Annotated in this window: 17 protein-coding genes; 15 read left to right on the top strand and 2 right to left on the bottom strand. The window is 68.4% G+C overall.

Translation table 11 applies throughout. The features are described 5' to 3' along the window. From rpmD to truA, 12 genes are all read left to right on the top strand, one after another. Positions 1–183: a 50S ribosomal protein L30 gene (gene rpmD, locus ACZ4VF_RS18705; protein WP_003974250.1), complete on the top strand. Its 183-nt coding sequence runs from the start codon at positions 1–3 to the stop codon at positions 181–183. Between the two features lie 2 nt (positions 184–185). Next, entirely contained in the window at positions 186–641 is a 456-nt protein-coding gene (gene rplO, locus ACZ4VF_RS18700; protein WP_023547373.1) for a 50S ribosomal protein L15, read from the top strand. Between the two features lie 189 nt (positions 642–830). Next, positions 831–2,144, top strand: a complete 1,314-nt coding sequence (gene secY / locus ACZ4VF_RS18695) for a preprotein translocase subunit SecY (RefSeq protein WP_467927105.1) — start codon at positions 831–833, stop codon at positions 2,142–2,144. Next, positions 2,144–2,806: an adenylate kinase gene (locus tag ACZ4VF_RS18690; RefSeq protein WP_356147380.1), complete on the top strand. Its 663-nt coding sequence runs from the start codon at positions 2,144–2,146 to the stop codon at positions 2,804–2,806. The genes secY and ACZ4VF_RS18690 overlap by 1 nt, the downstream gene beginning before the upstream one ends. A 99-nt stretch (positions 2,807–2,905) precedes the next feature. Next, on the top strand, positions 2,906–3,742 hold the full coding sequence (map, locus tag ACZ4VF_RS18685; RefSeq protein WP_467927103.1) for a type I methionyl aminopeptidase: 837 nt from the start codon (positions 2,906–2,908) through the stop codon (positions 3,740–3,742). Positions 3,743–3,887: 145 nt separating this feature from the next. After that, positions 3,888–4,109, top strand: a complete 222-nt coding sequence (infA, locus tag ACZ4VF_RS18680; protein WP_003948620.1) for a translation initiation factor IF-1 — start codon at positions 3,888–3,890, stop codon at positions 4,107–4,109. A gap of 60 nt (positions 4,110–4,169) precedes the next feature. After that, positions 4,170–4,283 carry a 50S ribosomal protein L36 gene (rpmJ, locus tag ACZ4VF_RS18675; protein ID WP_003998809.1) on the top strand — a complete coding sequence of 38 codons (114 nt, stop codon included), beginning with the start codon at positions 4,170–4,172 and terminating at the stop codon, positions 4,281–4,283. 193 nt (positions 4,284–4,476) lie between these two features. Continuing rightward, positions 4,477–4,857 carry a 30S ribosomal protein S13 gene (rpsM, locus tag ACZ4VF_RS18670; protein WP_014674386.1) on the top strand — a complete coding sequence of 127 codons (381 nt, stop codon included), beginning with the start codon at positions 4,477–4,479 and terminating at the stop codon, positions 4,855–4,857. Positions 4,858–4,922: 65 nt separating this feature from the next. Continuing rightward, positions 4,923–5,327, top strand: a complete 405-nt coding sequence (rpsK, locus tag ACZ4VF_RS18665; protein WP_003956432.1) for a 30S ribosomal protein S11 — start codon at positions 4,923–4,925, stop codon at positions 5,325–5,327. 151 nt (positions 5,328–5,478) lie between these two features. Then, a complete protein-coding gene (locus ACZ4VF_RS18660; protein ID WP_003966937.1) occupies positions 5,479–6,501 on the top strand; it encodes a DNA-directed RNA polymerase subunit alpha in 1,023 nt (340 codons plus the stop codon). Positions 6,502–6,663: 162 nt separating this feature from the next. After that, complete coding sequence (gene rplQ / locus ACZ4VF_RS18655) at positions 6,664–7,158, top strand: 50S ribosomal protein L17 (protein ID WP_467927101.1); 495 nt, start codon at positions 6,664–6,666, stop codon at positions 7,156–7,158. Between the two features lie 92 nt (positions 7,159–7,250). Further along, positions 7,251–8,114 carry a tRNA pseudouridine(38-40) synthase TruA gene (truA, locus tag ACZ4VF_RS18650; protein WP_467927100.1) on the top strand — a complete coding sequence of 288 codons (864 nt, stop codon included), beginning with the start codon at positions 7,251–7,253 and terminating at the stop codon, positions 8,112–8,114. 27 nt (positions 8,115–8,141) lie between these two features. On the opposite strand, the gene ACZ4VF_RS18645 is transcribed toward truA, so the two are convergent. After that, positions 8,142–9,017: a hypothetical protein gene (locus ACZ4VF_RS18645; RefSeq protein WP_467927099.1), complete on the bottom strand. Its 876-nt coding sequence runs from the start codon at positions 9,015–9,017 to the stop codon at positions 8,142–8,144. A gap of 268 nt (positions 9,018–9,285) precedes the next feature. Between ACZ4VF_RS18645 and rplM the strand changes: the two genes are divergently transcribed. From rplM to glmM, 3 genes are all read left to right on the top strand, one after another. Continuing rightward, positions 9,286–9,729: a 50S ribosomal protein L13 gene (gene rplM, locus ACZ4VF_RS18640; protein ID WP_030345455.1), complete on the top strand. Its 444-nt coding sequence runs from the start codon at positions 9,286–9,288 to the stop codon at positions 9,727–9,729. 42 nt (positions 9,730–9,771) lie between these two features. Beyond that, positions 9,772–10,284: a 30S ribosomal protein S9 gene (gene rpsI / locus ACZ4VF_RS18635; RefSeq protein ID WP_103812805.1), complete on the top strand. Its 513-nt coding sequence runs from the start codon at positions 9,772–9,774 to the stop codon at positions 10,282–10,284. Between the two features lie 179 nt (positions 10,285–10,463). After that, positions 10,464–11,822, top strand: coding sequence for a phosphoglucosamine mutase (gene glmM, locus ACZ4VF_RS18630; protein WP_467927097.1), 1,359 nt, complete (start codon positions 10,464–10,466; stop codon positions 11,820–11,822). Between the two features lie 152 nt (positions 11,823–11,974). On the opposite strand, the gene ACZ4VF_RS18625 is transcribed toward glmM, so the two are convergent. Continuing rightward, on the bottom strand, positions 11,975–12,907 hold the full coding sequence (locus ACZ4VF_RS18625; RefSeq protein WP_467927096.1) for a DUF389 domain-containing protein: 933 nt from the start codon (positions 12,905–12,907) through the stop codon (positions 11,975–11,977). Positions 12,908–12,928 lie beyond the last annotated feature (21 nt).

Here is a 12,928-nt window from a genome sequence, read left to right as displayed (position 1 = left end):
ATGGCGCAGCTCAAGATCACGCAGGTCAAGTCCTACATCGGCAGCAAGCAGAACCACCGCGACACCCTGCGCTCCCTTGGTCTCAAGGGCATCAACACGCAGGTCGTCAAGGAGGACCGCCCCGAGTTCCGCGGCATGGTGCACACCGTCCGCCACCTCGTGACGGTCGAGGAGGTCGACTGATCATGGCGGAGCAGAACCCGCTCAAGATCCACAACCTCCGTCCCGCCCCGGGCGCCAAGACCGCCAAGACCCGTGTCGGTCGTGGTGAGGCGTCGAAGGGTAAGACGGCCGGTCGTGGTACCAAGGGCACCAAGGCCCGCTACCAGGTTCCGGAGCGCTTCGAGGGCGGCCAGATGCCGCTCCACATGCGCCTCCCGAAGCTGAAGGGCTTCAAGAACCCGTTCAAGACCGAGTTCCAGGTCGTGAACCTCGACAAGCTGGCCGCGCTCTACCCCGAGGGTGGCGAGGTCACGGTCGAGGGTCTGGTGGCCAAGGGTGCCGTTCGCAAGAACAGCCTCGTCAAGGTCCTCGGCCAGGGCGAGATCTCCGTGGCGCTGCAGGTGACGGTCGACGCCGTCTCCGGCTCCGCCAAGGAGAAGATCACCGCCGCCGGCGGTACGGTCACCGAGCTCGTCTGAGTCCTTCAGGCGACGCGTCGATGACGTAAACGATCCCGACCGGGGATACCTCACAATGGGGTATCCCCGGTTGGTCGTTCCTAGGGAGGCAGTGTCGCCGGTAAGGTGGCCTGCACTGTTCTTTTTCGTATTCGTCGAACCTCAGACCGTCACCCTTGACGCAGTTGCGCGGGGGTCGCAGGAGGCACCGTGCTCACCGCGTTCGCCCGGGCGTTCAGGACGCCCGACCTGCGCAAGAAGCTGCTCTTCACGCTGGGCATCATCGTGGTCTACCGGGTCGGTACCCACATCCCGATCCCCGGCGTGAACTACAAGGCAGTCCAGACCTGTGTGAACGAGGCAGGGGCCAACCAGGGCCTGTTCGGCCTCGTGAACATGTTCAGCGGTGGTGCGCTGCTGCAGATCACGATCTTCGCGCTCGGCATCATGCCGTACATCACGGCCAGCATCATCCTTCAGCTGCTGACCGTGGTCATCCCGCGCCTGGAGGCCCTGAAGAAGGAGGGCCAGGCCGGTACGGCGAAGATCACGCAGTACACCCGCTACCTCACCGTCGCGCTCGCCATCCTGCAGGGCACCGGCCTGGTCGCCACCGCCCGCAACGGCGCGCTCTTCAACGGCTGCTCGGTCGCCACGAGCATCGTCCCGGACCAGGCGATCTTCACCACGATCACCATGGTCATCTGTCTGACCGCCGGCACGGCCGTCGTCATGTGGCTCGGTGAGCTGGTCACCGACCGCGGCATCGGCAACGGCATGTCGATCCTGATGTTCATCTCGATCGCCGCGACCTTCCCGTCCGCGCTGTGGGCCATCAAGAAGCAGGGCACGCTGGCCGGCGGCTGGATCGAGTTCGGCACCGTCATCGCGGTGGGCCTGGTCATGGTCGGGCTCGTCGTCTTCGTCGAGCAGGCCCAGCGGCGCATCCCGGTGCAGTACGCGAAGCGCATGATCGGGCGCCGCTCCTACGGCGGTACGTCCACCTACATCCCGCTCAAGGTGAACCAGGCGGGTGTGATTCCCGTCATCTTCGCCTCCTCGCTGCTCTACATTCCGGCGCTGGTGGCACAGTTCGCGGGGGGCAAGTCGGACTGGAAGGCCTGGATCGAGGCGAACCTCACCAAGGGCGACCATCCGATTTACATCGTTTCGTACTTCTTGCTCATCGTTTTCTTCGCGTTCTTCTACGTCGCTATCTCCTTCAACCCCGAGGAAGTAGCCGACAACATGAAGAAGTATGGTGGCTTCATCCCGGGCATCCGGGCTGGCCGACCGACCGCTGAGTACCTCAGCTACGTGCTCAACCGGATCACCTGGCCGGGTTCGCTGTATCTGGGTCTGATCGCTCTCGTACCGACAATGGCGTTGGTGGGCTTTGGGGCAAGCCAGAACTTCCCCTTCGGCGGGACCAGCATCCTCATCATCGTGGGTGTCGGCCTTGAGACGGTGAAGCAGATCGAGAGCCAGCTCCAGCAGCGCAATTACGAAGGGTTCCTCCGCTGATGCGTATCGTCCTCGTCGGGCCGCCGGGTGCCGGTAAGGGAACGCAAGCCGTCCGGCTCGCAGAGAAGCTGGCCGTCCCGCACATCTCCACGGGCGACCTCTTCCGGGCCAACATCAGCCAGCAGACCGAGCTGGGCAAGCTCGCGAAGTCCTACATGGACGCCGGCAACCTCGTCCCGGACGAGGTGACCATCGCGATGGCCAAGGACCGCATGGAGCAGCCCGACGCGGAGAACGGCTTCCTGCTCGACGGCTTCCCGCGCAACGTCTCGCAGGCCCAGGCGCTGGACCAGCTGCTGCAGGACGAGGGCATCACGCTGGACGCCGTCCTGGACCTGGAGGTCCCCGAGGACGAGGTCGTCAAGCGGATCGCCGGCCGGCGCATCTGCCGCAACGACTCCTCCCACGTCTTCCACGTGTCGTACAACGCGCCGAAGCAGGAGGGCGTGTGCGACGTCTGCGGCGGCGAGCTGTACCAGCGCGACGACGACCGCGAGGAGACCGTCCGCACGCGGCTGGAGGTCTACCACACGCAGACCGAGCCGATCATCGACTACTACAAGGCACAGGGCCTGGTCGTGACGATCTCCTCCCTGGGCCCGGTGGCCGAGATCACCGAGCGGGCCCTGGAGGCCCTCAAGCGCGAGAAGGCCGGGAAGTAGCTTCCGGGCCCTACGGCCGCGGTGCCCTGCCGGGCGCCGCGGCCGTACTGTTGTACAGGTACCCCCAGTCGACGTGAGTGACGGAGAGCGCAGGCCCCCATGGTGCAGATCAAGACCCCCGAGCAGATCGCGAAGATGCGGGCGGCGGGCCTGGTCGTAGCCGCCATCCACGCGGCGACGCGTGAGGCCGCGGTGCCGGGCGCCACCACGAAGGACCTGGACGAGGTGGCCCGCAAGGTCCTCGCCGAGCACGGCGCGAAGTCGAACTTCCTGGGCTACGGCGGCTTCCCGGCCACCATCTGCACCTCCGTGAACGACGTGGTCGTGCACGGCATCCCCTCCGACGACGTCGTCCTCAAGGACGGCGACATCATCTCCATCGACTGCGGCGCGGTCGTCGACGGCTGGCACGGCGACGCCGCCTACACGGCCTTCGTCGGCTCCGGTCACTCCCCGGAGCTGGTCGAGCTCTCCCGGGTGACGGAGGAGTCGATGTGGGCCGGCATCGCGGCCATGAAGCAGGGCAACCGCCTGGTCGACGTCTCCCGGGCGATCGAGACGTACATCCGCCGCCAGCCGAAGCCGGGCGGCGGTCGCTACGGCATCATCGAGGACTACGGCGGCCACGGCATCGGCACCGAGATGCACATGGACCCGCACCTGCTGAACTACGTCGACCGCCGCCGCGGCAAGGGCCCCAAGCTGGTCCCCGGCTTCTGCCTCGCCATCGAGCCGATGGTCTCCCTCGGCACCCCGCGGACCGAGGTCCTCTCCGACGACTGGACGGTCATCACGACCGACGGCACCTGGTCCTCCCACTGGGAGCACTCGGTCGCCCTGACGGAGCAGGGCCCCCTCGTCCTCACCGCCCCCGACGGCGGCAAGGCCAAGCTCGCCGAGTACGGCGTCACGGCGGCACCGGATCCGCTTGCTTAACGATCACCCCGAAGGGCAGACTTCCTCGATTCGCCTTTCGGGGTGCGCCGACGTAGACTGACTCGTCGGCTCTCGTGCACCCGCATGTCCGCATGCTTGAAAGTGTGACGGAGTCGATCAAGGTAGTCGATTCGAAGGGCGAAGCGTGGCCAAGAAGCAAGGTGCCATCGAGATCGAGGGCACTGTCGTCGAGTCTCTGCCGAACGCCATGTTCAAGGTCGAGCTCCAGAACGGCCACCAGGTCCTGGCACACATCAGCGGCAAGATGCGTATGCACTACATCCGCATCCTCCCTGACGACCGGGTCGTGGTGGAGCTGTCTCCGTACGACCTGACGCGTGGCCGGATCGTCTACCGGTACAAGTAGATCTTGCCCGCGCCCCGGGCCCGCCCGGTGCGATGGCACTGACCCGGAGAACCTCACCCCATGAAGGTCAAGCCGAGCGTCAAGAAGATCTGCGACAAGTGCAGGGTGATCCGCCGTCACGGCCGGGTCATGGTCATCTGCGAGAACCCGCGCCACAAGCAGCGCCAGGGCTGACGCACGACCATCACCCTCTGCACCTCTATCGCAGAGTTTCGCGCGACGCGAGCTGAATATGTTCATACGCAGAGCCCGAGCCATCCAGCTCGACACCCCCGGTTCGGAGGCCGGGGACCCGGTTCGTACCTAGTACGGCGGCCGGGAGCCGGCTCTGTGGAAGACCTCCGAAAGACTCACCAGGAGCCATTGAATGGCACGCGTTTCCGGTGTCGACATCCCGCGCGACAAGCGCGTGGAGATCGCCCTCACCTATGTGTTCGGCATCGGCCGGACCCTCTCGAAGGAGACGCTGGCTGCGACCGGCGTCGACCCGAACACCCGCGTCCGTGACCTGTCCGAAGAGCAGCTGGTCGCGATCCGCGAGTACGTCGACAACAACATCAAGACCGAGGGTGACCTCCGTCGCGAGATCCAGGCCGACATCCGCCGCAAGGTCGAGATCGGTACCTACCAGGGTCTCCGTCACCGTCGCGGTCTGCCCGTCCGCGGTCAGCGCACCAGCACCAACGCCCGCACCCGCAAGGGCCCGCGTCGCGCCATCGCCGGCAAGAAGAAGCCGGGCAAGAAGTAGTCCGCAGCGGACACCCTGTCCACGGTCTTCGCTGTAGGACCGACCACCTCCATAGGAGTTAGTAGATGCCCCCCAAGGGTCGTCAGGGCGCTGCCAAGAAGGTGCGCCGCAAGGAAAAGAAGAACGTCGCTCACGGCCACGCGCACATCAAGAGCACGTTCAACAACACGATCGTCTCGATCACGGACCCGTCCGGCAACGTGATCTCCTGGGCCTCCGCCGGCCACGTCGGCTTCAAGGGCTCCCGGAAGTCCACGCCGTTCGCCGCGCAGATGGCCGCCGAGTCGGCTGCCCGCCGCGCCCAGGAGCACGGCATGCGCAAGGTCGACGTGTTCGTCAAGGGCCCGGGCTCCGGTCGTGAGACCGCGATCCGCTCCCTGCAGGCCACGGGCCTCGAGGTCGGCTCCATCCAGGACGTCACCCCGACCCCGCACAACGGCTGCCGCCCGCCGAAGCGCCGTCGCGTCTGACGCACCGGCTGCTTCAGGGTTTTTCGGGCGGTACGGCCCCGTGAAAAGGGCCGTATCGCCCGTACCCTTGCAGTACCCGCACTTCTCACGGGTGCGGTTTCCGTCGGACGTCAAATAGCGGGCGTCCACGAAAGAAGGATCTGATCCACACATGCTGATCGCTCAGCGCCCCTCGTTGACCGAAGAGGTCGTCGACGAGTTCCGCTCCCGGTTCGTGATCGAGCCGCTGGAGCCGGGCTTCGGCTACACCCTCGGCAACTCCCTCCGCCGTACCCTCCTGTCCTCGATCCCCGGTGCCGCTGTCACCAGCATCCGGATCGACGGCGTGCTGCACGAGTTCACCACCGTGCCGGGCGTCAAGGAGGACGTCACCGACCTGATCCTGAACATCAAGCAGCTGGTCGTCTCCTCGGAGCACGACGAGCCGGTCGTGATGTACCTGCGCAAGCAGGGCCCGGGTCTGGTCACCGCCGCCGACATCGCGCCCCCGGCCGGTGTCGAGGTGCACAACCCCGACCTCGTCCTCGCCACGCTCAACGGCAAGGGCAAGCTGGAGATGGAGCTGACCGTCGAGCGCGGTCGCGGCTACGTCTCCGCCGTGCAGAACAAGCAGGTGGGCCAGGAGATCGGCCGTATCCCGGTCGACTCGATCTACTCGCCGGTTCTGAAGGTCACGTACAAGGTCGAGGCCACGCGTGTCGAGCAGCGCACCGACTTCGACAAGCTGATCGTCGACGTCGAGACCAAGCAGGCGATGCGTCCGCGTGACGCCATGGCCTCCGCGGGCAAGACGCTGGTCGAGCTGTTCGGTCTCGCCCGCGAGCTGAACATCGACGCCGAGGGCATCGACATGGGCCCGTCCCCGACGGACGCCGCCCTGGCCGCCGACCTCGCGCTGCCGATCGAGGAGCTGGAGCTCACGGTCCGCTCCTACAACTGCCTCAAGCGCGAGGGCATCCACTCCGTGGGTGAGCTCGTGGCGCGCTCCGAGGCCGACCTGCTGGACATCCGCAACTTCGGTGCGAAGTCCATCGACGAGGTCAAGGCGAAGCTGGCCGGCATGGGCCTGGCCCTCAAGGACAGCCCGCCCGGATTCGACCCGACCGCCGCCGCGGACGCCTTCGGCGCCGACGACGACGCGGACGCGGGCTTCGTGGAGACCGAGCAGTACTGACAGCTCGGGCTCGACGGTCCGTTTTCGGCTGCCGGCCCGCTGTCGGCTGGTCGCGCAGTTCCCCGCGCCCTTCCGGGCGCGGGGTCTCCGACAGGCAACCGCCTGCTCGGATACTGACCCCGGTACCTGATACGGCCAGGGCAGACACACAGGAGAAGAACCATGCCGAAGCCCACCAAGGGTGCCCGTCTGGGCGGCAGTGCCGCGCACGAGAAGCTGCTCCTCGCGAACCTCGCGAAGAGCCTCTTCGAGCACGGCCGCATCACCACCACCGAGGCGAAGGCCCGTCGCCTGCGCCCGTACGCCGAGCGTCTGATCACCAAGGCGAAGAAGGGCGACCTTCACAACCGCCGTCAGGTGCTCCAGGTCATCACGGACAAGAGCATCGTCCACACGCTCTTCACCGAGATCGGCCCGCGGTACGAGAACCGTCCCGGTGGCTACACCCGCATCACCAAGATCGGTAACCGCCGTGGCGACAACGCGCCCATGGCCGTCATCGAGCTGGTCGAGGCGCTGACGGTGCAGCAGAACGCCGTGGGTGAGGCCGAGGCCGCCACCAAGCGTGCGGTCAAGGAGGCCGATGAGGCCAAGGTTGCCGAGACCACCGAGGCCCCGGCCGAGGAGGCCGCTGCCGAGGAGTCCAAGGACGCCTGAGGCTCCGCCTGACACGGAAAGCGGGTCCGCCCTTCGGGGCGGGCCCGCTTTCCCGTTTCTTTCACAGGGCGCGGCCCTGAGAGGATTCCCACGTGAGTGACGAAGTACAGCCCGGTCACGTCCGGCTCCGGCTCGACCTCTCCTACGACGGCACCGCCTTCCACGGCTGGGCCAAGCAGGCCGGCGGGAAGCGGACCGTGCAGGGGGAGATCGAGGACGCCCTGCGGACGGTGACGCGGTCGCGGGAGACGTACGAGCTGACGGTCGCCGGCCGCACCGACGCCGGGGTGCACGCCCGGGGGCAGGTGGCGCACGTCGACCTGCCGGAGAGCGTCTGGCGCGAACACCACGAGAAGCTGCTCAAGCGGCTCGCCGGCCGGCTGCCCAAGGACGTCCGGGTGTGGGCGCTCAGGGAGGCGCCGAGCGGTTTCAACGCCCGGTTCTCCGCCATCTGGCGGCGGTACGCGTACCGGGTCACCGACAACCCGGGCGGGGTGGACCCGCTGCTGCGGGGCCACGTCCTGTGGCACGACTGGCCGCTCGACGTGGACGCGATGAACGAGGCCGCCCGGGCGCTGCTCGGGGAGCACGACTTCGCGGCCTACTGCAAGAAGCGGGAGGGGGCGACCACCATCCGCACCCTCCAGGAGCTGAGCCTGGTCCGCGGTGACGACGGGATCGTCACCGCCACCGTGCGGGCCGACGCCTTCTGCCACAACATGGTGCGCTCGCTGATCGGCGCGCTGCTGTTCGTCGGGGACGGGCACCGCGGGCCGGAGTGGCCCGGGAAGGTGCTGGCCGCGGGCGTGCGGGACTCCGCCGTGCATGTCGTACGACCGCACGGGCTGACCCTGGAGGAGGTCGGCTACCCGGCCGACGAGCTGCTCGCGGCGCGGAACAGGGAGGCGCGGAACAAGCGCTCGCTTCCCCGCGCCGCCGGCTGCGCGGCCTGTTAGCCGCCGCTCGGTCGCACTTCCTGTCGGCTACCGCTCCGCCGCGGCCGAGGCCTGGGCCTGGCCGCGGCGGTGGATCTGGTTCGCGGTGAACTGGGCGAGGTCGTTGCCGGTGCGGAAGACCTTGGTGTCCTTGTTGGTGACGTTCTTGCCGTTGGTGAAGCCGGAGATCGTGAAGTAGGCGTAGCGGCCGTAGGAGTTCCGCGTCGAGCGGCAGAAGGCGCCGTCGCAGAACGGCTTGACGCCCTTGCCGAACAGCGAGCGCACGATGCTGCGGTCGTCGGTCTGGGCCCTGGCCTTCGCGGCCCGCTCCGCGGTGTCGAAGACCGCGACGCCCACGGTGGCCGCGACACCCCCGTTGGTGTAGGTGACCCGCATCAGGCGGGTGCAGCCGTTGGCGGTGAGGATCCCCGGCAGGGTGCCGCCGGCGACGCCGGCGCAGTTCTTGGTGTCGGCCGTCGGGCCCTTCTTGTACACCGTGCCGTCCATGGTCAGCTGCGTACCCGGGAACAGGGTGTCGGGGCTGAGCGGCGCGGTGTCCTTCTTGGCGCTGGAGATGAAGTCCTTCGGGTCCAGCGGCGGCGGGGCGCTGGTGGGCGCGAAGGACGGCGTCGCGGTGGCGGAGCCGGGGATGGAGGCGCTGGCGGGCAGATTGCTCGGGCCTGCCTCCGGATCACCACCGTTCGCGGAGACGACGGCCATGGCGACCGCCGTGCCTATCGCGACCGTGGCGAGGGCGCCGCCGGCTATGAACAGCAGCTTGCGGCGCTTGTTCCGCGTCTCCGAGGCCTCGGCGAGCGCGGCCCAGTCCGGAGTTCCGTCGTCGGCTGCGCTGTTCCACGGCTGCTGGGATTGCGGTTTCCAGGGATCCCACTGAGACTGGGGTCCCCCCTGCCCGTTACTCATGGGGCGCATCTTAGACGGGGGGCCGGTGGTGCGGGGTCCGTCCGGCGGCCTGCCTCGTTTTGACCCGCCCGGGGGCCGCCCGGTAACCTACTTCTTCGTTGTGTATTGGCTTGCTCATTCTCACGGGACGGGCCCTTACACCGGTCCACCGGGCCGATGACCAGCGACCCCACGCACGCGGTATGCGTCGCCGCCGTGGGCCAAGGCTGTCGTGATCGTTTCGGTGACCTTGTTTAGGACCATTCACTCGAAGCGAAGGCTACGAACCGTGCGTACGTACAGCCCCAAGCCCGGCGATGTGACGCGCCAGTGGCACGTCATCGACGCTCAGGACGTTGTCCTGGGTCGTCTCGCCACCACCGCTGCGACCCTCCTGCGGGGCAAGCACAAGCCGATCTACGCGCCGCACGTCGACGCTGGTGACTTCGTCATCATCATCAACGCCGACAAGGTGCACCTGTCCGGCAACAAGCGGACCCAGAAGATGGCGTACCGCCACTCCGGCTACCCGGGTGGTCTGCGCTCCGTCCGCTACGACGAGCTGCTCGACAAGAACCCCGAGAAGGCCATCGAGAAGGCCGTCAAGGGCATGCTCCCCAAGAACACGCTGGGCCGTCAGATGCTCTCGAAGCTGAAGGTCTACAAGGGTGACCAGCACCCGCACGCTGCCCAGCAGCCGGTGCCGTTCGAGATCACCCAGGTCGCGCAGTAAGTCCGGCCACCCCCTAAGACTGAACAGAATCTGAGGAGAATCGTGGCCGAGACCACTGCCGAGCAGCCGCTCGAAGAGCTTGACATCGACAGCTACACCACCGAGTCCGAGGTTCCGGTGGAGGGTGAGTACACCTCCGAGTCCCTCGCCTCGCGCTTCGGTGAGCCCCAGCCGGCCGCCGGCCTGGGCCGTCGCAAGAACGCCATCGCCCGCGTCCGGATCGTTCCGGGCACCGGCAAGTGGAAGATCAACGGTCGCACCCTTGAGGACTACTTCCCCAACAAGGTGCACCAGCAGGAAGTCAACGAGCCGTTCAAGGTCCTGGAGCTTGAGGGTCGTTACGACGTCATCGCCCGCATCGCCGGTGGCGGTGTCTCCGGTCAGGCCGGTGCCCTCCGTCTCGGTGTGGCCCGTGCGCTGAACGAGGCCGACGTCGACAACAACCGCGGCCCGCTGAAGAAGGCCGGCTTCCTCAAGCGCGACGACCGTGCGGTCGAGCGCAAGAAGGCCGGTCTGAAGAAGGCCCGCAAGGCCCCGCAGTACAGCAAGCGCTAACCAGCAGCTGCCTGCTCGTACTCCGAACGCCCCGGCGGCACGCCACATGTGCCGTCGGGGCGTTCGTTTATCCCGGCCAAGGGCGTATAACGACACAAGGCGCTCAAAGGCTTGTGTGATCGGATCGCATGGCGTCTGCCATCATTCCCGGCAGCAAGGACGCTTCCTCAGGAGGACAAGTGGGACGACTCTTCGGCACGGACGGCGTGCGCGGTGTCGCCAACGCGGATCTGACGGCCGAGATGGCGCTCGGCCTCTCCGTCGCCGCGGCGCACGTGCTGGCCGAGGCGGGCACCTTCGAGGGCCACAAGCCGAAAGCGGTGGTCGGTCGGGACCCGCGGGCGTCCGGGGAGTTCCTGCAGGCGGCGGTGGTCGCGGGCCTCGCGAGCGCGGGCGTGGACGTCCTGTGCGTCGGGGTGCTGCCGACGCCGGCGGTGGCGCACCTGACCGGCGCGCTCGGCGCCGACCTCGGTGTGATGCTCTCCGCCAGCCACAACGCCATGCCGGACAACGGCATCAAGTTCTTCGCCCGCGGCGGCCACAAGCTCGCCGACGAGCTGGAGGACAGGATCGAGGCGGTCTACGACGCGCACCGGCACGGCGAGCCGTGGGAGCGGCCGACGGGCGCCGGCGTCGCGCGTGTGCGGTCGTACGAGGAGGGCTTCGAGAGGTACGTCGCCCACCTCCTGTCGGTGCTGCCCAACCGGCTCGACGGGCTGAAGATCGTCCTGGACGAAGCGCACGGCGCGGCCTCGGGGGTCTCGCCGGAGGCGTTCGCCCGGGCCGGTGCCCAGGTCGTCACGATCGGTGCGGAGCCGGACGGCCTCAACATCAACGACGGCTGCGGCTCGACCCACCTGGACAAGCTGAAGGCCGCGGTCGTCGAGCACGGCGCGGACCTCGGCATCGCGCACGACGGCGACGCCGACCGCTGCCTGGCCGTGGACCACACGGGCGAGGAGGTCGACGGCGACCAGATCCTCGCCGTGCTCGCGCTGGCGATGCGGGAGCGTTCCGCACTGCGCTCCGACACCGTCGTCGCGACCGTGATGTCCAACCTCGGCTTCAAGCTGGCCATGGAGCGCGCGGGCATCCGGCTCGTGCAGACGGCCGTGGGCGACCGGTACGTGCTGGAGGAGATGAAGCAGCACGGCTACGCCCTCGGCGGCGAGCAGTCCGGGCACGTCATCATCCTCGACCACGCGACCACCGGTGACGGCACGCTGACCGGGCTGCTGCTGGCGGCGCGGGTCGCGGAGACCGGCCGTTCGCTGCGAGAGCTGGCCTCCGTGATGGAGCGGCTGCCGCAGGTGCTGATCAACGTGCCGGACGTGGACAAGTCGCGGGTGAAGACGTCCGCCGACCTCGCCGCCGCGGTCGCCGAGGCGGAGCGGGACCTGGGGACGACCGGGCGGGTGCTGCTGCGGCCCTCCGGGACCGAGCCCCTGGTCCGGGTCATGGTCGAGGCCGCCGACATCGAGCAGGCCCGGTCGGTGGCGGGGCGGCTCGCCGATGCGGTGAAGTCGGCTCTCGGATAGTTCCGGGCCCCGGTGTCCGGGTCCGGGATCCGGATCCCCGACCCGGACACCGGGCATCGCGCGGTGCGGGCCGCCGGTCCGCCGTGACGTGTCGCGCCCGCGCGGCGCAACCGCGGGGGACACCGCCCGCGCCCCGGCCAGGCTGCGCCGCCCTACGGCAGACGCCCCCGCTGTCTCGCCCAGAACCACTTCTGCGCCAGCAGTGTCAGCGTGCCCGCCATCACGATCCCCGCCAGGTTCACCAGCAGCTGGACGGACGAGCCCAGGGTCTGGTCCGTGTCGCCGTAGGCCAGGGCGACCGCCGCGTTGGCCGCGGCCGGCACCGTCGTCACCGAGATCGCCACGCCCACCAGGGCACCGGACTTGGCGGAGGTCAGGGAGAGGGTACCGGCGACGCCGGCCAGGATCGCCACGACGAGGGAGAAGGCGTCGGGGGCGTAGATGAAGGCCGTGTTGGGGCGCTCGCCCTCCAGGCCGGACCGGTGGAAGAGGTCGATGGCGTCCATGAAGACGCTGAAGCCGACCGTCACCGCCATCGCCACCGCGAAGCCCACCAGCAGGGCGATCAGCGAGCGCCAGGCCAGGCGCGGGTGGCGTCGGACCAGAGCCGTGCAGATGCCGGCCAGGGGGCCGAACTCGGGGCCGACCGCCATCGCGCCCACGATCAGGATGGCGTTGTCCAGCACCACACCGCAGGCCGCGATCATCGTGGCCAGGGTGATGAAGGCGACGTAGGTGACCGACAGCGTCGACTCCTCGTGGGTGGCCTCGGTCAGGCCCTCCCACAGGACCGCGTCCGCGCCCTCGCCCGGTGCCTCCGCCTCGGCCTCGCCGGCGCGCCGGGACAGGGAGAGGCCGATGTCGTCGACGGCGATCGAGCCGGTCTCGTCCAGGCCCAGCCGACGCAGACCGCTGATGAGCGCGTCGCCCGCCTCCCGGGCCACGTCGCACAGGACGAGGTCGCCGGCGGGATCGCGGGCGGTCCCCGGGAGGACGACGAGGTGGGTGGTACCGATCGTGTTCTCGATCAGGCGGACCACCTCGTCGGTCCGCTCCGCGGGGCTGATCAGGCGCAGGTGCAGCATGACCCCCATCCAACAGGGGCG

This window comes from Streptomyces sp. NPDC029151, assembly GCF_055564315.1.
This window is presented reverse-complemented; position numbering and strand designations above follow the sequence as displayed.